Below are 19,520 nucleotides of genomic sequence, written 5' to 3' on the forward strand. Positions count from 1 at the left end.
AACAATTATGCACTTTACTAAACAACTCCTACTTTACGTAAGCTTGCTAACTACGCTTGTTTTAAGCCTCTTTGTTAAAGCTGATGACGCTCCCGCTATTTTATCGATGAAAGAGCGCGCTACGTTTATAGATAAAATAACTGAGCTTAGAGTTAATACCTTAATGCCCTTGTTAATGAAGCAGCACAACACTGATATGTGGCTACTTATAAGTCGAGAATATAACGAAGATCCAATATTAAAAACAATGCTGCCAGCAACATGGCTTTCAGCCAGACGCACCACTATTTTGCTATTTGCACTTAATAAACAAGGTGGTGTTGATGCTTACGCTATTGCGCCTTATAAAATAGGTAACGTATTTAAAAAAGGGTGGGATAAACAAACACAACCAAGCCAGTGGGAAGCACTCAATACACTTATTGAGCAATACAAACCTCGCAACATTGCGCTTAATACTTCTACCGACTGGGCACATGCCGATGGCCTTGTGCTAGGCGATTACAAAACCTTAATGGCTAACTTGCCCGCCGCTTATCACAATAAAATAATTTCTGCAGAGCCGCTTGCTGTTGCGTGGTTAGAGCAACGCATTCCTGAAGAAGTTAAAATGTATAAACATATTGTCGCTATTGCCCATCATATTATTGCAGAGGGGTTTTCGGGTAAAACAATTACGGTTGGTGAAACAACTAGCGATGACTTGGTATGGTGGTTTAGAGAGCGCGTAAAAGAGCTAAAACTACAAACATGGTTTCACCCAAGTATTGCTATTCAGCGCGCCGATGCGAAGTCGTTTAATCATGAAGAAAGCTTTACCAATGGCTACGATGATAACGTTATACAAGCCGGTGACTTACTTCATGTAGATTTTGGGATTACTTATTTACGCTTAAATACCGACACGCAGCAGCATGCGTATGTGCTCAAAGAAAACGAAACGAGTGCGCCTAGTTACTTAGTTGAAGCACTAAAAAGCGGTAATAAACTACAAGACATATTTACCAGTCAATTTGCGGTAGGTAAAACCGGTAATGAGGTTTTAGCTGCAGCACGAAAAGCCGCCATTGAGCAGGGATTAAAGCCCACTATTTATACCCATCCTCTTGGCTATCATGGCCACGCAGCTGGCACTACATTAGGTATGTGGGATTCTCAGCAAGGTGTACCGGGAGATGGTGACTATCCGCTGCATTTAAATACGGCTTACTCAATTGAGCTTAACAATGCTGTGTTTATAAAACAGTGGAATAAAGAAATAAGAATAATGCTAGAGGAAGATGCTATTTTTGATAAAAGCGGTGTCTGGTATTTAAATGGCCGACAAACACAGCTATTGCTTGTAAAATAAAGCAAAAAAAATGGCGCTCACTGAGCGCCATTTTTAATTTAATTCGTTGCTATTATTCTGTATCTGGCAGGTTACGGCCATAGAATATTTCTTGCATTTCACGGGTCAGCTTTGAGCGAATTTCGTCTTCTTCGCCCTCTGATAAATCTGCCGTAGAAAGGCCGAATAAATACGTGTTTAGATCGGTTTCTTTTAACATCATTTTGGTATGGAACAGGTTTTCTTGGTACACGTTCACGTCCATCATTTGGTACGCTTCTTTTGTATCTTCTGTCATGAAGTTTTGAATCGAGCTAATAGCATGATCAATGTAGTGCTTAACACCGTTTATGTCGCGGGTAAAACCACGAACGCGGTAGTCAATTGTTACTACGTCTGACTCAAGGCTATGAATTAAGAAGTTTAACGCTTTAAGTGGCGAAATAATGCCACAAGTAGACACTTCAATATCAGCACGGAATGTACAAATACCATCATCAGGGTGAGCTTCTGGGTATGTGTGTACACAAATGTGGCTTTTATCTAGGTGCGCAACAACTGAATCAGGTAATGGGCCTGGTGCTTCGTCAGCATCGTAATTTTGCTGCTCTTCTACTGGTTCTTCTGAAACCAAAATAGTTACACTTGCGCCTTGCGGTTCATAATCTTGGCGCGCTACATTTAAAATGTTAGCACCAATAATATCAACAACTTCACCTAAAATGTCGGTTAGTCTATCTGCACTGTACTGCTCATCGATATATTCAATATATTCTTTACGTTGTTGCTCGGTCTTTGCGTAACAAATATCATAAATACTAAAGCTTAAACTTTTGGTTAAATTGTTAAAGCCATGAAGTTTAAGTTTATCGAAGGGTTTGTTCATAATAAACCAACCTATAAATTAGTGGGTTCTGCACCTGCAGAATGAAAAGTTCGCGGATTTTATACGAATTTCCCTCGTGGAAAAAGCGTTATTTTGCTTGATCTTGCACAACTTCGTGGCTATGCGTAATTTCTACTGTTTTATCAAGCATTAATGCAACTGAGCAATACTTTTCAGCAGAGAGTGAAACCGCGCGTGCAAGGTGCTTTTCAGACACATTATTGCCTTTAACAACAAAGTGTAAGTTGATTTTGGTAAACACACGTGGGGCTGTTTCGGCGCGCTCTGCACTTAGTTGCACTTGTACGTCTGAAAAATCTTGTTTGGCTTTTTTTAAAATACTAACCACATCAACTGATGAACAACAGCCAACTGACATTAAAACCATTTCTATTGGGCTTGGTGCTGCACTATCGCTGCCGCCATCAAACACAACATTGTGGTTAGAATTAGAACGACCAATAAACGTATCGCCTTCAACCCATTTTACATTTGCTTGCATTGTTATATCTCAAAAAAATATTTTCTTGATTGTAAGCAAGTTAGCCGTAGTTGCAAATGAAAATGCAACGCAGGGCTATAAAATGGCTAAGATTGTTGTGTTAAAGCGCTATCAAAGAGGTTTTTTACTAAACCTGCAAATTCATCTATAAAGGCATGCTGTTCAACCGTGACAGGCTGTGAGGTGATGCTGCTGAGGACTTCTTCTAAATCGTAAACTATGCCATCAACTTCACGTACAATTTGACTACGCTGCTCTGTGTTGAGGTTTGTGTGCTGCTCGCAAATAAGCATCACATTTTGTGCAATAACGTCTTCGATTAATTCCATTACTGTTGGGGCACCTGGTTTTATTTCGCCTGGCTTCTCAAACAATGCTAAATTTTGAGTTAGATACATGATCAAATCATCGTACCCTTGCCTATCTAAAACCATTTTTGTACCACCTTTGTATAATTAATTATTTTTGATTTAAGCAGAAAGCGCTGTTGATTGCTAGCTTTGCGCGTTAGCAATACAAAAAAAGCAGCCGAAGCTGCTTTTATAATAATTAAGTAGTATTACTACTTAATCTATTTTTAAGCCTGGGCTTAGTGTTGCTGGCATAGCTACTTTTTCAAGCTCTACCGAAGCAACTGGGTATGCACAGTAATCGGCTGCGTAATACGCACTTGCTCTGTGGTTGCCCGATGCGCCAATACCACCAAACGGTGCTGCGCTTGATGCGCCAGTAATTGGGCGATTCCAGTTAACAATACCTGCACGAATACGACGTAAGAAATGGTCGTAATCTGCTGCACTATCACTTAATAAACCAGCCGATAAACCAAAGGTTGTATCGTTTGCTTTGTCAATGGCTTGGTCAAAGTCGTCAAAGCGGAATACTTTTAAAAGTGGTCCAAAATGCTCTTCATCTGGGAAGTCACTAATATTTGTACACTCAATAATACCTGGTGTTACAAAGCCAGTATTAGCTGTGTGCTCAAGTTCTACTAATACTTCACCACCAAGCTCAACAAGCTCGTTTTGCGCTTTAACCATGCCTGCAGCTGCAGCTGATGAGATCATAGAACCCATAAACGGCTGGTCTGCATCGTCATAGTTACCTACTTTAATCGCTTTAGTTGCTGTGATTAAACGCTCAAGTATCACATCACCTTTGCTACCTGTTGGTAAAAATAATTTACGTGCACACGTACAACGTTGACCACTTGAGATAAATGCAGATTGAATAATATCGTGTACAACGGCTTTAGTATCTTCAACGTCAGTAATAATAAGTGGGTTATTACCACCCATTTCTAACGCTAAAATTTTACCAGGCTGACCCGCAAACTGTTCATGTAAAATATGACCAGTACGAGAAGAACCCGTAAAGAACAAGCCATCAATACCTTTGTGAGCAGCAAGGGCTTTACCCGTTTCTACTTCACCTTGTACAAGGTTAATTACACCTGCTGGTAAACCTGCTTTTTCCCACAGTTTAAGCGTAAGCTCAGCCACTTTAGGAGTCAGTTCAGACGGTTTAAACACAACTGTGTTACCCGCTAAAAGCGCTGGAACAATATGCCCATTAGGTAAGTGACCCGGAAAGTTATACGGACCAAATACGGCTACAACACCATGTGGCTTATGACGAATCATCGCGCGCCCAAGTGGCATTGCGTTTTCTACGTCGCCAGTGCGCTCTAAAAATGCTTTTTCAGAAATGGCAATTTTACCAACCATAGCACCCGCTTCTGTGCGAGTTTCCCACAGTGGCTTACCTGTTTCTTGTGCGATAGTAATAGCTAGCTCTTCGCTGTTTTCTTTTAATTGCGCTGCGAATGCTTTAATTATTTCTAAACGCTCAGTAAAGCTTTTATCAGCCCATGCATAAAACGCTTCGCGCGCTGCATTTACGGCGGTGTCTACTTGCGCCGCAGTTGCCGATGAAGCCTGCCAAATAACGTCGTTATTTGCAGGGTTTACTGAGTTAAATTCTGTGCCTTGGCCTTGTGACCATTGACCATTTATAAATTGTGCAGGATGAGTCATATACTTTCTCCTAAATTAAACTGGGGTTGCGCTAACAATATCGCCAGCTTGCAAATGCAGTGCATCTGCTATTTCTTGCGATAAAATAAGGCTTTTAGCTCGATCGTCAAACGACATTGGCGCAACAGTCGCTCTAAAGTCATTAAGCTTTTCGTTAGCTAGTAACACCATGGTGTCGCCAGTCATTTGGCCTATTTCAACTTTAAAGTTATGCGCATTACGAATAGTCGCAATGTTATCTACTTTGGCTTCAACAGTTGGGCCCGCGTCAAAAATATCTACGTAGCCATTAAACGTAAAGCCTTCGCTTTTTAATAATTCAATTGCTGGGCGTGTATTGTCGTGTACCTTACCTATTACAGCTTGCGCATCTTTACTTAGCAAATTTACGTAAATTGGATATTTAGGCATTAGTTCAGCAATGAAAACCTTTTGGCCAATACCTGTTAGGTAATCGGCTGTTGGAAAATCCATTGAGAAAAAATGCTCTTCTAGCCACTGCCAAAAAGGGCTACTGCCGTTTTCGTCAGACACACCGCGCATTTCTGCAATCACTGTTTGTGCAAAACGCTCTTGATGCTGCTTTATAAACATAAAGCGCGCTTTGGAAAGTAGTTTACCGTTACAATTTTTACGATAACCATCTTTTAAAAACAATGTGCAAAGCTCTGTAGCACCTGTGTAGTCGTTACATAGCGTTAGAATATCAACCGCTTTGTATACGTCTAATGTGCGCGAAGAGTGAATCACTTTACTTAAGTGATAATGATAAAATGCATCATCAAGCCCTACTGCCGCTTCAATTGCAGACGTTCCTACAACTTCACCGGTTTCGCTATCTTCAAGAACAAACAGGTAGCCTTCGTCACCAGGTTGTGACGTTTGTTTAGCAAAAGAGCTTACTGAATGGTCGATCTTTTTTTGCAATAGTTCTTCGTTTAATGGCAAAGACGTAAAACCATGCCCTGATTCGTGGGCAATTTTCAGTAATGCTGAATAATCATTTTGCTGGATTGGGCGAAGGATCATCATGAGTCCGCTTGCTCCCTTATAAATAACGGTAAATAGGAATTGCAGGGCAAGCAGTGCTTGCCCTTAATTGGTTGGCTTAAGTCGCTTATGCGTTTACTACGCTTGCTACTGCTTTTTCAAAGCGTGCCATACCTTCGCGAATGTCCGCTTCAGGAATTACTAAAGATGGAGTGAAACGTATTACGTCTGCACCAGCAACTAATGACATAAGGCCTTGCTCAGTCCCTGCCACTAAAAACTCTTTTGCACGACCTTTATATTGCTCGTTCACTACTGCACCAATTAATAAACCTTGGCCACGGATTTCGCTAAATACGTTGTATTTTTCGTTAACCGCAGTAAGTAGTTCATTAAATAATGCTGCTTTAGCTTTTACGCCAGCAAGTACTTCTGGGGTATTTACTGTATCAAATGCAGCTTCTGCAACAGCACACGCAAGCGGGTTGCCGCCATAAGTAGAACCATGAGTACCTACTTTAAGATGCTGTGCAATTTCAGTTGTTGTGATCATAGCGCCAATAGGGAAACCGCCGCCAAGTGCTTTAGCTGAAGTTAAAATATCAGGTACTATGTTTAAGCCTTGGTATGCGTATAAATCGCCAGTACGGCCAACACCTGTTTGAACTTCATCAAAAATAAGCAGTGCGTTATGCTTAGTACATAAATCGCGAACGCCTTGAGCAAACTCGTCAGTTGGCGAAACAATACCGCCTTCACCTTGAAGAGGTTCCATCATTACGGCACATGTTTTGTCGCTGATAAGCGCTTCAAAAGCAGCTAGGTCGTTGTAATCACAATGTACAATGTCGCCAGGCTTAGGACCAAAACCATCTGAATATGCAGCTTGGCCACCAACAGTTACGGTAAAGAATGTACGACCGTGGAAACCTTTGTTGAACGCGATGATTTGTGATTTTTCTGCGCCAAACTTATCAAGTGCAAAACGACGCGCTAACTTAAGCGCTGCTTCGTTTGCTTCTGCGCCTGAGTTGGCAAAATAAACTTTTTCAGCAAATGTAGCATCAACCATTTTTTTAGCTAGGCGAAGTGCCGGCTCATTGGTCATTACATTTGATAGATGCCAGATTTTTTCGCCTTGCTCTTTTAATGCGCCTACTAATGCAGGGTGGCAATGGCCAAGACAGTTAACTGCAATACCACCAGCAAAGTCGATAAACTCTCGACCTTGTTGATCCCATACGCGAGAACCTTCGCCTCGAACAGGAATTACGCTTGAAGGTGCGTAGTTAGGAACCATTACGTGATCAAATAATTCGCGATTGACTGTCATTTTATTTCCTCTTAATTGTGAGCAACACAAAACATCAAAATAGGTGTTTGGTTAATATTTGTAACCAACTTTATAGGCAAGATCAGTAACCTGATAATTGCGCAAAATTGCTTTGTGGTTCAATTTTCAGACGCACATTATTTCAGAATTACTTATATCTGTCTCGTTAAAAACTTTCATGTATCCCTTGAAAATAAAGGGCTAAAGATATTATTTCATAGATAGTGAATAACTATTTGCATAGCTATTTATGCTTATTTTTAAACAACTAACCGCATGAGCACCAAGGCGCGCATGCTTTAATCGGCAAATATGCAATATAACAATAGAGTGAGAATGAATGGTTAGTCGCAAAAAAATTAACAAAAAATTCAGATTTTTAGTCAATTTGAATAGCTAAATTGGTAAAATTACTCGATTGGAGGGTTTTTAGTTCCGTTTTAGTGAACTTAAAGTACGAAAACCAGCTTAGAGTTTCATCAGGCTCAATAAGTTGATGCTCTTTTAAATTAAGATATTGAGAGTAGCAACGTGCCTTTAGCATTACTTCTGTTAATGGCAGTAATGTATCGCCTTTATCTACCCCATTTACTAGCTGCTGCATGACACCTTTAAACGGTAAATATTTAAAAGCCATTTTGTCTATTACTTTGGCGCTTACTTCTATCGACTTATTGCTAAGTAGAGTGGTTAAAAATAGCGGGTCGGGCTGTAGCTCTAATAATGCGGTGTGCAAATCTTTTTGGTTTTCATTTCGGGCTAACTGCACTTTGCGTTGCCATACTTTCTCAAACGTTTTTAAGTACAAGCGCACTAATGCAATTCGTCCTACATCTAAAAGCATTCCAAGGGTAAATGCATGTACGTCATTCACATTATTAATTTGTGCAATTTTTTGCGCTGCAATCGCGTTTGCCATCGCGCTGTCGCGTAGCCGGCGTTTTAATAATGAAAATGGTTCGGTGCTATGTGGCATCCAATGACGCGCAGCAAATGTAGGAATAACAAGCTGTAAGTTATCAAGGCCAATATAACGAAGGGCAAGCGATGGTTTATCTACTTTTACAGACGTGTTTTTACTACGTTGATTACGGTAGTAAGGTAAATTAACAAGCGTTACTAATTCTCTACCCAACCAGCTTATATCATTAACCAGTGGCTCTAAACGCCCTACCGATGCCGACTTTACAGCTAATATATCGAGTATATTGGCAATGCCATCTTCAATACCTATAGTACTGTGAATTACGCCATCTATATCTTCAAGCTGCTTATATATAGCTGTTTCAATTGTTTTGTGCAGTTGCTCACTCGCTTGAGCGCGATACTTATGATGTGCAGTACTGCTTTGCTGGCGTTTATTCTGTGCGGCCACTTCAACCTGAAGCAAAGTACGTTGCTTCATCGGTTCGCCGTAATCTATATCTAATGTATGAATGAAACCAATTTGCTGATGCGCAAAGCTGTGCCCAAGCAATAAGTCATGAGCCCGTTGGCTTAATATTTTGGCAGTACGCTGTTGCGCTTCAAGTTCAGTCATGACATCCATTAATAAAGTATTAAATGCTCTGTGTATTATAACATTAGAAGCGAGTTAAAAAGTTATCAAGCAGTTCTAAGCCTTGAACAGTTAGAATAGCTTCGGGGTGAAACTGCACACCTTCGATTGCTAATTCTTTATGAAGTAATCCCATAATTTCGTCAAACTCGCCTTGCTCAGTCTGAGTCCATGCTGTTACTTCAAGCTCTTTAGGTAGAGTTTGCGCTTTAACCACTAAAGAATGATAACGACATACTGTTAACGGGTTAGCTAAACCTTTAAACACACCTTTATTAGTGTGAACTATGGGTGATGTTTTACCGTGCATAACTTTTTTAGCACGAATTACATCTCCCCCCAAAGCTTGCGCGATAGTTTGATGCCCCAAGCAAATCCCTAGAATAGGATATTGTCCTTTTAGTTGCTCAACAACATTTAATGAAATACCCGCTTCATTAGGGGTACATGGCCCAGGCGATAACACGATGTGCTGCGGGTTTAACTGTTTTATTTGTGCAATGTTTAGCTCGTCATTACGTTTTACTAAAACGTCTTGATCTAAACGCTGAAAATATTGCACTAAGTTGTAAGTAAACGAATCGTAGTTATCGATCATTAACAGCATTACACAACAAACCTTATAAATTATTGACCACTTACTTCACGCAAGCGGTACTAAGCGCTGCATTCTACCACTATTAACTAGCCAACATAAATTAGCAAAAAGCGTTAAAAATTAACTGTTTTTGCTAAAAGTTCTTTAAAGTCTTTAGTGGGTACTGGTTCACTTAACCCGAACTCTGGTTAAGAGATTTATTAACGTATTAAATCATGGTGATATTTAAATTTATTCTCTCAAGCCAGAGATTCCTTGCACCTTGAGCAATAATATCGAGTTTTAAGCTTTTCGCGAGTAGTTAACACACCTTTTAGGCTGTATACCCCAACAATAAATTATTGACCCCTAAAGTACGTGCGTTTATTGATCGCTCTATTAAACACTTTAGTGAAATGCCTTACTGAGCAAAATAAACAGATTGTTTGAGCTGCATCAAATTAGCGGCTCAATGGTTGAATTATATCTATATAAGCCCCAGTGTATTATATGAAAGGCAGTAATTCACTCATACAACTCACTTACTTGTGAGCTCATTTATATCCTATTAAGGAGCGAATATGTTAGGCGAAGACCACTCATTAACTAATGACTTTCCAGAGTACTTAAGGACAATTGCCGAGTTAAATGAAAGCGATACTGAATTTGCAAAAAAAGCAGATAAGTACGACAAGCTAGATAAAGAAATTAGAGTGTTAGAGCTCAAAGATGCGCCCATAAGCGATGAGCAAATGCATCAGCTAAAACATGAACGTACAGAATTAAAAGATTGGCTATACGAGCGCTTGCAGCAAGAGCAGTAATCCAGCTAAAAAAAGAGCTCACTGACAAGTGAGCTCTTTAGATCAACCATAAGGATTTTTTCTAAAACTTTACAAAGCCACCCACAGATTTCATAAATACAGTACTTGGGTTAATAACATCTTTGCGTTTCTAGCAAGTGCTATCGGTAGCACCGGTAAGTAAAACTGTTTTATTTATGCTGCTTTCTCCTAACTTTGTTCTCGCTATATTAGCAGCACCCCTACCGCTGAAATTAGGTCAATAATCGAATCAGTTTATCTAATCAATTGATAAAGCTAAGTCTATGTTAGTTAAAATAAAAACATGCCACTTAAACACAAGCGAGTGTTCAATCTGAATATTTTTTATGCTTTTATTTGAATTATCCAGTAATCATAACTATTGTTTTTAAACCACCTTAATAGTAGTATTTATCATATAAATACACTTTTCGAGAATAAACATGAAAGTTTTAGTCACTGGCGGCATGGGTTACATAGGTAGTCACACATGTATTGCATTGCATGAAGCAGGTATTACACCTGTTATTTATGATAACTTGTCTAATGCAAGTGCGCGGGTACTTGACCAACTCGAAAAGATTACAGGTACTCGGTTTGAGTTTATATTGGGTGACATTCAAGACGAGCAACAATTTAAACTCGCCCTAAAACATACTAAAGCCGAAGCTGTTTTTCACTTTGCGGCTTTAAAAGCCGTTGGCGAATCAACTGAGCAACCACTGCGTTATTATCAAAATAATGTGTCGGGCACATTAAGCATGCTACAAAACATGCAAGAGGCAGACGTTAACCATATTATATTTAGCTCATCGGCTACTGTGTACGGCGAACCCGACTACCTCCCTATTGACGAAAAACACCCTATACGCGCAACTAACCCATATGGTTGGACTAAAGTTATGGTTGAACAAGCCATGCAAGATGTATGTAATGCCAACAGTAAATTTATGGGCATCGCACTGCGTTACTTCAATCCTGTAGGTGCACACCCAAGTGGTTTATTAGGTGAGAGTCCTAATGGCATTCCTAATAACTTAATGCCATTTATTGCTCAAACTGCGGTAGGTAAACGCGACGTGGTTAATATTTTTGGTGACGACTATGACACCGAAGATGGCACAGGCGTACGCGACTATATTCATGTTTTAGACTTAGCTAAAGGCCACGTTGCCGCTTTTATGCAGCATAAAACAGATACCGCCTTTCATGCTTATAACCTAGGCACCGGGCAAGGCTATTCAGTGCTCGATATGATCAAAGCATTTAGCGCATCAGCCAATAAAGATATTCCGTATAAAAGTGCACCGCGCCGAGCAGGCGATATTGCCTGTAATTACGCCGATGCTACAAAAGCGCAAAACACACTTAACTGGCACGCAGAACTAACACTTAGCGACATGACCAACGATACATGGCGCTGGCAAACTAATTACCCAAGTGGGTTGGAGAGTTAACATGGCTTTATTAGAAAGTACTCACAGACGTAAAAACCCGCTAACGGGTCGTTGGGTATTAGTTTCACCACATCGTAATAACCGCCCATGGTTAGGCGCAACAGAAGCCGTTAACGAAAACGTATTACCAAAACACGATGAAAGCTGCCCACTTTGCCCAAGTAATACCCGTGCAAATGGCGACAGTAACCCAGATTATAAATACACACACGTATTTAGAAATGACTTTGGTGCACTCACACCTAATGCCAGCGAGCAATTACAAAGCTTAGAATCAGACAGCGATTTATTTATTGCCGACGAAGCCAGTGGCGAATGCCGCGTAATTTGTTTTTCGCCAGAGCATAATAAAACACTACCAGAGCTTAGCCAAAACGCATTGCACGAAGTAGTAAAAACCTGGAAACAAAATTACACAGAGCTTGCACAGCAGTACGAATGCGTACAAGTTTTTGAAAATAAAGGCGAGATCATGGGTTGTTCGCAACCTCATCCTCACGGCCAAGTATGGGCTCACTCGCATTTATCAACCGAAATAGAAGCCGAAGATAACCAGCAGCTTAACTATTATAAAAAGCATGGCACAGCCATGCTTGCCGATTACGCGCAAAAAGAGCAAGCAGATCAAACACGTGTTGTATTTGAAAACGAACATTGGCTTGTTGTTGTGCCATTTTGGGCAGCGTGGCCGTTTGAAACAATGCTAGTAACTAAAGATAATATTCAAAACTTTAGCCAGCTAAACGATGCGCAAACCGATTCTTTGGCCCAGGCACTTAAAGTATTAACCACTAAGTACGACAACGTATTTAATTGTAGCTTCCCGTATTCTATGGGGTGGCACAATGCACCCGCTAACAGAGGCTCTGATGAGCAACATTGGCGTTTGCATGCCCATTTTTATCCGCCGCTACTTCGCTCTGCTACTGTTAAAAAACACATGGTAGGCTACGAAATGCTAGGCGAAAGCCAACGCGACTTAAGCGCAGAAACCGCTGCTTCTATTTTAAAAGCAGCCAGTACAACACACTATAAAGATACAGCAGGACACACAGATGAAGCTTAACGAATTCCAACAACAATTTTTGTCACTGTATGGCGCGCCTGCTCAAGGTATTGCAGCAGCACCGGGGCGTGTAAACCTTATTGGCGAATTTACCGACTACAACGACGGTTTTGTTTTACCGTGTTCGTTAGAGTTTCGAACCCAAGTAATGTTTAAAGAGCGCGACGACAATATTATTACTGTGCATTCTTTAAATTACCCAGGCGAAAAAGACAGCTTTAGCGTTGATGAAGAAATTACTGAAGGCCAGTCGCAGTGGGGTAACTACATTCGTGCTGTTACTTATGTTCTTAAAAGAGCGGGCTACACACTGCGTGGCGCCGACCTACTTATTGACAGCAACTTACCGCAAGGTAGTGGCTTGTCGTCATCGGCCGCACTAGAAGTTGCTGTAGGCGGTATGTTTAACCATATTGCACAGCTTGGTTTACCGCCAGAGCAAATTGCGCTATTTGGCCAAGAAGCCGAAAACGACTTTATGCATTGCCAATGCGGCATTATGGATCAGCTTATTTCAGCTAAAGGCGAGAACGGTCATGCACTATTAATCGACTGTGAAAACTTAGCAACCAAATCAGTTAAAGTTCCTGATGATTTAAATATTGTTATTGTTAACTCTAACTACCCGCGTAAGTTGGTTGATAGCGAGTACAACCAGCGCCGCATTGACTGCGAACAAGCTGCTGTAAAAATGGGTGTAGAAACACTTCGCCAAGCCACCATGACTGGCCTGCAAGCAGTAAAAGCAACATTAAGCGAAAACGAATATAAACGTGCACACCACGTAATTAGCGAAAACGACCGTGTAATTGCAGCAACAACTGCACTACAAAATAATGATATGGATGCACTTCGTACGCTAATGGCTGCATCGCATCAATCGCTTAAACACGATTTTGAAGTAACCGTACCTGCAACCGATGGCCTAGTAGAAATTTGTAAAGAAGCGATGGGCGATCGCGGCGCAGTGCGCATGACGGGTGGCGGCTTTGGTGGCGCAATTGTATGTTTGTGTCGCGATGCGGAAGTACCTCTTATTAAAGCAGCGGTAGAAAAGCATTACTTTGAGCGCTTTAACTTAAATGCTGATATTTACGTATGTTCAGCGGGTTCAGGATTACAAATTACGTCTTTTTAAATAAACTTAAGGAATAAGCATGGCAAAGGTTAATTGGGGAATTATTGGGTGTGGCAATATAGCTCACACCTTTGCTACAAGCATTGCGCATTGCAGTGATGCACAGCTTATTGGCGCGGCATCAACGAGCATGCAGCGCGCTAAAGAATTTGCCACACCGTACAATATTCAAGGCTATGAAAGCTATCAAGCTCTTATGCAATGCCCAAATATAGATGCTATTTATATTGCCAATACGCACGATCAACACTTTAAAACTATCGCCCAATGCTTAAAACACAATAAGCACGTGCTAAGCGAAAAACCAATTACCGTTAATGCTAAGCAGTTGCAAAGTCTCACTGAGCTTGCAGAGCAACAAAACTGCTTTTTAATGGAAGGCGTTTGGATGCGATTTTTACCAGCCATAGTAAAATTACAGCAGCTCCTAAATGAAGGTGTTATTGGTAATGTGCACAGTGTTAATGCCAACTTTAGTTTACCCGGCAGCTTTGCCGACAGCCACCGATTAATGAACCCTGTAACAGCGGGTGGCGCCCTACTCGATTTAGGTATTTATCCTATTTCGATTGCTGATGTGGTATTTAATAAAGCCCCTGAACACATCAAATCCTTTGTACATAAAAGCACAACCGGTGTTGATGAGCGAAGCACTGCTATAGTTGATTACGGTAACGGGCAATTTGCATCTCTTGCCAGCGCACTGCAGCAAAATGGCCCAACAGAAGCATGTATTAATGGTGAGCTTGGCTATATTCGAATACCTCAGTTTGTAGGTGCAAAAACGCTAGAGCTACACATAAACGACCAAGACCCGCAATACTTTGAATACGACTTTAGCGACGATGAAAATTTTAAGTTTGAAATTGCACATGTCACGCAGTGTATATTACAAAAACAAACCCAAAGCAGCGTGTTGCCCCTCGGTACTAGCTTACGAGTTATGAACATAATGGATACCTTACGAGCACAATGGCAGTTGCAATATAGCAATGCCGTCGAGTCGGCTGAACTGATTAATTAAAAAATAAAAATACACAACAAGGACACACAATGACACACACACTCAAGGCGCTTTCAAAAGCTATATTACTTGCTACGTGCAGTTTATCTGCCAGTGTAGCTGTTGCTGAATCTAATAAACCAGAGCAGCTATACCCGCCAATCACTAGCGAAGTACTCCCAGAGCTTGCAGCTAAAGGTAGCTACAATGTAGGTGTGCAAACACTTGATTTAGTTAACCCCGCGCAATTTAACCCCGCTACACAAGGCCAAAAAGATCGTCCTTTAAAAGTAGAAGTGTGGTATCCGGCTGCAAAGACAGCAAAAGCGCCACTTACCAGCTACAAAGATGAAACTCGCTCAGGTAAAGAGTTTACTTTGCAAGCCGATGCAATGCGTGATGTCGCCATTAATAATAAAGAACACTACCCTGTGATAGTGCTTTCGCACGGTTATACCGGTTACCGTACAATTATGTACTACCTTGGCGAGCATTTAGCGTCGCACGGTTACATTGTGGTAGCTATTGATCATACTGACTCAACCAACGCCGATGTTGATTTTAAAAACGCGCCATTCTCTGGCTTTTTTAGCACGCTTGTAAATCGCTCACGCGATCAGCAGTTTGTTATTAATTACTTTAATGAGCAAAACAACTTTGCAAGCAAGCAAGTAGACAACAAAAGCGCAGGCGTAATTGGTTACTCAATGGGTGGCTATGGCGCTGTAAATACGATAGGTGGTTGTTACGCTTTTAATGAGCAAACAACGGCTATGTTTACGGGTATGAAAGACCCTGTTCAAATTGAAAAAGTACAGCAATTACTAAACAGCTGCGCTGGTGGGCAATACCAAAACCCAAAAGTAGACCCACGTATAAAAGCGATGGTGGCCTTTGCACCATGGGGCGGACAGCACGCTATATTTGATGCCAAAGCAATGGAAAATATTAAAGTACCTTCGCTTTATGTAGCCGGTAACTTAGATGACATTTCTGGCTATGAAGGTATTAAAAACCTTTATAACCAAACAGGCAGCAAAGATAAGTACATGCTTACTTACAAAAATGCACGCCATAATATTGCACCACACCCAGCCCCTGCTATTGCACAAAGCAGCAGTGAGCTAGATATAGGCCATTACTACGAGCCTTCGTGGTCTATGCGTACACTAAACGAAATCAACAAACACTTTGTACTTGCCATGATGGATTGCCACGTAAAAGGCATAGCCAACGAGTGTAAATACTTAGATTTACCACAAAACGGCGACCAAGCTGTTGTTGATGGTAAGCCGCTGCCACAGTGGCGCGGGTTTGATAATCGCTTTTCTACCGGTATGGATTGGCAACAAGCTAAACCTCACACCAAGTAATAATAAGCTTTAAGCGGCTGTTTTAATCAATAGCCGCGTACGCCCTTAAAATAATGCAAAAATAAAACGCCTTTTATATAAAAGAGTTACCAACAAATATTAGCGTGTTTATTTTTTAATCTGCTATTTTAAGAAAAAACCATTGCCATTAACTTCGGTTAAAGGCAATCTAGTCATATATAAGATAAGATAAATAACACAAATATCATGTCCAAATACATACTCTCAATTGATCAAGGAACCACAAGCTCTCGGGCCATCTTGTTTACAAAAGATGCAGACGTTTTTGGTACAGCACAACAAGAATTTTCGCAGCATTTTCCACAAAATGGTTGGGTAGAACACGACCCTAACGATATTTGGCAAACAGTGCTTAGCACTAGCCGCGAAGTCTTAACTAAAAACGATGTAAAGCCTGAAGAAATTATTGCCATTGGTATCACCAACCAACGCGAAACCACGTTAGTGTGGAACAAAAAAACAGGCAAAACAATTTATAACGCAATTGTTTGGCAAGACCGTCGCACTAGTGACTATTGCGAAAGCCTAACAACTGATGAGCTTTGCCAAACAATAAGCGAAAAAACAGGCTTATTGCTCGACCCTTATTTTTCGGCCACTAAAATTCGTTGGATTTTAGATAACGTTGAAGGCGCACGCGAACAAGCTCTTGCAGGTGAGCTCGCTTTTGGTACGGTTGACACCTACCTGCTTTGGCAGCTAACGGGCGGCAAAGAGCACCGCACCGATGCAACCAATGCATCGCGCACCATGTTATTTAATATACATACCCAGCAATGGGATCAAGAGCTTTTAGAGTTATTCGATATTCCAGAATCTATGCTTCCAGAAGTAATGGATTCAGCTGACGAGTTTGGCTCAACCAGTGCTGACATTTTTGGTGCGCCAATTCGTGTTTGTGGTATTGCAGGCGATCAGCAAGCTGCACTTGTTGGCCACGCATGTTTTGAACAAGGCATGGCAAAAAGCACTTACGGTACAGGCTGTTTTTTAATGCTTAATACTGGCGAAAAAGCACTGACCTCAGAAAACCGCTTATTGACCACTGTTGCCTATAGATTAAACGGCAAGCCAACTTACGCCATTGAAGGCAGCATATTTATGGCTGGCGCAACGATGCAGTGGATTGTTGAAGGCTTAAAGCTACTTAGCCATGCTGGCGAAAGTGAATCGATGGTTAAAGATGTCCCCCTCGATCATGGTGTATTTTTAGTGCCTTCGTTTACGGGTTTAGGCGCTCCTTATTGGGACCCTAATGCACGTGGCGCTATTTTAGGTCTAACACGCGATTCAGGTATTAGCACAATTGTTGCGGCTGCTCTGCAATCAGTTGGTTACCAGACCAAAGATTTACAAAAAGCGATGGAGCGTGATGGTCTTCGCCCAAGTGTGCTTCGTGTAGATGGCGGTATGGTAAAAAATAACTGGGTTATGACCTTCTTATCAAATATTTTAGGCGCAACAGTTGAGCGCCCAACTGTGACCGAAACCACCTCTTTAGGCGTAGCATATTTAGCTGGCTTACAAACAGGTGTGTACGAGTCAACTGAGCAGTTATCTAAAATGTGGACATGCGACCGTCGTTTTGAGCCAACTATGAGCGCCGACGAACGTAACGATTTATATGCAAAATGGCAACACTGCGTTGCTCAAGTATGTTTAACGAATAAAAACTGTCCGGAGTAAGTACTAAGTGGCTAAGCCAATACTTTAGCCACTTCGCCTTTTTAACTTAGCCAATAGCTAGATTTAAAGGGATGCTTTACTGCTTTAAATTGAAAATGGATCAGCGTCAAAATTAACGAATAAAAAACTGGGTTTTCTATTGTCAAATGAAAACAGCAGCTTTATGATGCTTATGTCTTATTTATATTACAAATAAAAAGGTTAGCTCGGTGGAATTAGCAGATAACGAATATGACTTACTAGTCATCGGTGGCGGTGTAAACGGCACTGGAATAGCAGCTGATGCAGCAGGCAGAGGATTAAAAGTACTCTTGTGCGAACAATCAGACCTTGCCTGTGCAACATCTTCAAACAGTTCTAAGCTGATCCACGGTGGTCTGCGCTACCTTGAGCACTACGAATTTAGATTAGTAAAAGAAGCCTTAGCCGAGCGTGAAGTGCTACTTAAAAACGCACCTCACATTATGTGGCCACTAACCTTTAGATTGCCGCATCAAAAGCATCTACGCCCTGCATGGATGATTCGCATTGGTTTGTTTATGTATGACAACCTAGCGAAACGCGAAACACTAGCGGGTTCTCGAAGCATTAAATTTGGCGAAAATAGTGTTTTAGAACCCTCTATTACCAAAGGGTTTGAATACTCTGATGGCTGGGTTGACGATTCTCGCTTAGTCGTTTTAAACGCCCTTGCAGCGCAGGAAAAAGGCGCCGTTATTACCACACAAACTAAGTGTGTAAATGCTAAACGTGAGCAAGGTAAATGGCAGGTAACGCTTGAGCAGCAAAAGAGCAAAGCTAAATACACCATTTCTGCCAAAGGCATTGTTAATGCTGCAGGCCCGTGGGTAGCTAAATTATTTGATGAAGCCCTAACAGAAAAATCGCCACAAAATATTCGCCTTGTAAAAGGTAGCCACATTGTAGTGCCTCGCATTCACGATGAGAAACAAGCTTATATTTTACAAAATAAAGATCAGCGTATTGTGTTTGTTATTCCGTTTGAAGATGACTTCTCACTTATTGGCACAACCGATGTAGAGCACAAAGGTGCCCCACAAGACGTTAAAATTAGTGATGAAGAAATTGACTACTTAATTGATATTACTAATACCTACTTTAAACAACCGATTAAACGCGAAGACATAGTACATACCTTTTCAGGCGTACGCCCATTACTTGATGACGAATCAGTTAATGCACAAGCCGTTACTCGCGATTATAAATTAGAGCTTTCGAGTGATGCTAAGCAAGCACCTCTATTGAGTGTGTTTGGTGGAAAAATTACAACTTATCGCAAACTTGCCGAAGCTGCGGTTAATAAGCTTGAAGACTTTTACCCACAAATGAGCAAAGCGTGGACCAAGCATAGCTCGCTCCCTGGTGGTGATTTTAGCTCTGTAGAAGCACTTAAATCAGAGCTAAAAGCAAAATATGAATGGCTACCTGAAATAACACTTAAACGCTTTGTACGCACTTATGGTACTCGTGCTAAAAATATATTAGGTAGTGCAACTGGGTTGAGTGATTTAGGCCAAGATTTTGGCCATGGTTTATTTGCAGCAGAAGTAGATTACTTGCTAAATGAAGAGTGGGCAGAAAACGCATACAATATTTTATGGCGCCGCAGCAAATTAGGACTACGTTTTAATGAGGCACAAGTTGCTGCGCTCAATGATTACATTGAGCATAACCAAGCAGCTAAAAGCGCTTAACTATTAAGTTATAATAGCTTCCTGT

Annotated in this window: 17 protein-coding genes; 9 read left to right on the forward strand and 8 right to left on the reverse strand. The window is 41.1% G+C overall.

What is annotated here, in order from left to right; all coding sequences use genetic code 11:
- Positions 1 to 7: 7 nt before the first annotated feature.
- Positions 8 to 1,351: a M24 family metallopeptidase gene (locus I6F44_RS10350; RefSeq protein WP_197173733.1), complete on the forward strand. Its 1,344-nt coding sequence runs from the start codon at positions 8 to 10 to the stop codon at positions 1,349 to 1,351.
- A 52-nt stretch (positions 1,352 to 1,403) separates the two neighbouring features.
- Here the strand turns inward: I6F44_RS10350 and speD are convergent, their stop codons facing one another.
- The 8 genes from speD to I6F44_RS10390 form a co-directional block, all read right to left on the reverse strand.
- On the reverse strand, positions 1,404 to 2,216 hold the full coding sequence (speD, locus tag I6F44_RS10355) for an adenosylmethionine decarboxylase (RefSeq protein ID WP_007376266.1): 813 nt from the start codon (positions 2,214 to 2,216) through the stop codon (positions 1,404 to 1,406).
- 88 nt (positions 2,217 to 2,304) lie between these two features.
- Positions 2,305 to 2,718, reverse strand: coding sequence for an OsmC family protein (locus I6F44_RS10360; protein WP_197173734.1), 414 nt, complete (start codon positions 2,716 to 2,718; stop codon positions 2,305 to 2,307).
- Between the two features lie 86 nt (positions 2,719 to 2,804).
- A complete protein-coding gene (locus I6F44_RS10365; RefSeq protein WP_007580087.1) occupies positions 2,805 to 3,152 on the reverse strand; it encodes a DUF3802 family protein in 348 nt (115 codons plus the stop codon).
- Positions 3,153 to 3,284: 132 nt separating this feature from the next.
- A complete protein-coding gene (gene astD, locus I6F44_RS10370; RefSeq protein ID WP_007580085.1) occupies positions 3,285 to 4,754 on the reverse strand; it encodes a succinylglutamate-semialdehyde dehydrogenase in 1,470 nt (489 codons plus the stop codon).
- A 15-nt stretch (positions 4,755 to 4,769) separates the two neighbouring features.
- On the reverse strand, positions 4,770 to 5,786 hold the full coding sequence (gene astA / locus I6F44_RS10375) for an arginine N-succinyltransferase (protein WP_024600071.1): 1,017 nt from the start codon (positions 5,784 to 5,786) through the stop codon (positions 4,770 to 4,772).
- 85 nt (positions 5,787 to 5,871) lie between these two features.
- Complete coding sequence (locus tag I6F44_RS10380) at positions 5,872 to 7,077, reverse strand: aspartate aminotransferase family protein (protein ID WP_169044608.1); 1,206 nt, start codon at positions 7,075 to 7,077, stop codon at positions 5,872 to 5,874.
- A 379-nt stretch (positions 7,078 to 7,456) separates the two neighbouring features.
- Positions 7,457 to 8,617 (reverse strand): HDOD domain-containing protein, encoded by a 1,161-nt coding sequence (locus I6F44_RS10385; RefSeq protein ID WP_197173735.1) that lies wholly within the window; start codon positions 8,615 to 8,617, stop codon positions 7,457 to 7,459.
- Positions 8,618 to 8,660: 43 nt separating this feature from the next.
- Entirely contained in the window at positions 8,661 to 9,242 is a 582-nt protein-coding gene (locus I6F44_RS10390; RefSeq protein ID WP_197173736.1) for an anthranilate synthase component II, read from the reverse strand.
- A gap of 551 nt (positions 9,243 to 9,793) precedes the next feature.
- Here I6F44_RS10390 and I6F44_RS10395 point away from each other — a divergent pair.
- From I6F44_RS10395 to glpD, 8 genes are all read left to right on the forward strand, one after another.
- Complete coding sequence (locus tag I6F44_RS10395) at positions 9,794 to 10,036, forward strand: YdcH family protein (protein ID WP_024600067.1); 243 nt, start codon at positions 9,794 to 9,796, stop codon at positions 10,034 to 10,036.
- Positions 10,037 to 10,479: 443 nt separating this feature from the next.
- Positions 10,480 to 11,493 carry a UDP-glucose 4-epimerase GalE gene (galE, locus tag I6F44_RS10400; protein WP_197173737.1) on the forward strand — a complete coding sequence of 338 codons (1,014 nt, stop codon included), beginning with the start codon at positions 10,480 to 10,482 and terminating at the stop codon, positions 11,491 to 11,493.
- 1 nt (position 11,494) lies between these two features.
- Complete coding sequence (locus tag I6F44_RS10405) at positions 11,495 to 12,559, forward strand: UDP-glucose--hexose-1-phosphate uridylyltransferase (RefSeq protein WP_076925769.1); 1,065 nt, start codon at positions 11,495 to 11,497, stop codon at positions 12,557 to 12,559.
- Complete coding sequence (galK, locus tag I6F44_RS10410; RefSeq protein WP_169061139.1) at positions 12,549 to 13,697, forward strand: galactokinase; 1,149 nt, start codon at positions 12,549 to 12,551, stop codon at positions 13,695 to 13,697. The genes I6F44_RS10405 and galK overlap by 11 nt, the downstream gene beginning before the upstream one ends.
- Before the next feature lie 19 nt (positions 13,698 to 13,716).
- Positions 13,717 to 14,721 (forward strand): Gfo/Idh/MocA family protein, encoded by a 1,005-nt coding sequence (locus tag I6F44_RS10415; protein WP_197173738.1) that lies wholly within the window; start codon positions 13,717 to 13,719, stop codon positions 14,719 to 14,721.
- Between the two features lie 29 nt (positions 14,722 to 14,750).
- Positions 14,751 to 16,073: an alpha/beta hydrolase family protein gene (locus I6F44_RS10420; RefSeq protein ID WP_197173739.1), complete on the forward strand. Its 1,323-nt coding sequence runs from the start codon at positions 14,751 to 14,753 to the stop codon at positions 16,071 to 16,073.
- Positions 16,074 to 16,280: 207 nt separating this feature from the next.
- The gene (gene glpK / locus I6F44_RS10425) at positions 16,281 to 17,780 is read left to right on the forward strand and encodes a glycerol kinase GlpK (protein ID WP_033037088.1); all 1,500 of its coding nucleotides are present in this window, start codon (positions 16,281 to 16,283) and stop codon (positions 17,778 to 17,780) included.
- A 209-nt stretch (positions 17,781 to 17,989) separates the two neighbouring features.
- Entirely contained in the window at positions 17,990 to 19,495 is a 1,506-nt protein-coding gene (gene glpD, locus I6F44_RS10430) for a glycerol-3-phosphate dehydrogenase (RefSeq protein WP_197173740.1), read from the forward strand.
- Positions 19,496 to 19,520: the final 25 nt, after the last annotated feature.

The organism is Pseudoalteromonas sp. NZS11_1 (assembly GCF_015864275.1).
Taxonomy (GTDB): domain Bacteria; phylum Pseudomonadota; class Gammaproteobacteria; order Enterobacterales; family Alteromonadaceae; genus Pseudoalteromonas; species Pseudoalteromonas arctica.

Coding starts and splice junctions, on each gene's coding strand:
- I6F44_RS10350 (WP_197173733.1), top strand. CDS start 8: ATGCACTTTACTAAACAACTCCTACTTTACGTAAGCTTGCTAACTACG.
- speD (WP_007376266.1), bottom strand. CDS start 2,216: ATGAACAAACCCTTCGATAAACTTAAACTTCATGGCTTTAACAATTTA.
- I6F44_RS10360 (WP_197173734.1), bottom strand. CDS start 2,718: ATGCAAGCAAATGTAAAATGGGTTGAAGGCGATACGTTTATTGGTCGT.
- I6F44_RS10365 (WP_007580087.1), bottom strand. CDS start 3,152: ATGGTTTTAGATAGGCAAGGGTACGATGATTTGATCATGTATCTAACT.
- astD (WP_007580085.1), bottom strand. CDS start 4,754: ATGACTCATCCTGCACAATTTATAAATGGTCAATGGTCACAAGGCCAA.
- astA (WP_024600071.1), bottom strand. CDS start 5,786: ATGATGATCCTTCGCCCAATCCAGCAAAATGATTATTCAGCATTACTG.
- I6F44_RS10380 (WP_169044608.1), bottom strand. CDS start 7,077: ATGACAGTCAATCGCGAATTATTTGATCACGTAATGGTTCCTAACTAC.
- I6F44_RS10385 (WP_197173735.1), bottom strand. CDS start 8,617: ATGACTGAACTTGAAGCGCAACAGCGTACTGCCAAAATATTAAGCCAA.
- I6F44_RS10390 (WP_197173736.1), bottom strand. CDS start 9,242: ATGCTGTTAATGATCGATAACTACGATTCGTTTACTTACAACTTAGTG.
- I6F44_RS10395 (WP_024600067.1), top strand. CDS start 9,794: ATGTTAGGCGAAGACCACTCATTAACTAATGACTTTCCAGAGTACTTA.
- galE (WP_197173737.1), top strand. CDS start 10,480: ATGAAAGTTTTAGTCACTGGCGGCATGGGTTACATAGGTAGTCACACA.
- I6F44_RS10405 (WP_076925769.1), top strand. CDS start 11,495: ATGGCTTTATTAGAAAGTACTCACAGACGTAAAAACCCGCTAACGGGT.
- galK (WP_169061139.1), top strand. CDS start 12,549: ATGAAGCTTAACGAATTCCAACAACAATTTTTGTCACTGTATGGCGCG.
- I6F44_RS10415 (WP_197173738.1), top strand. CDS start 13,717: ATGGCAAAGGTTAATTGGGGAATTATTGGGTGTGGCAATATAGCTCAC.
- I6F44_RS10420 (WP_197173739.1), top strand. CDS start 14,751: ATGACACACACACTCAAGGCGCTTTCAAAAGCTATATTACTTGCTACG.
- glpK (WP_033037088.1), top strand. CDS start 16,281: ATGTCCAAATACATACTCTCAATTGATCAAGGAACCACAAGCTCTCGG.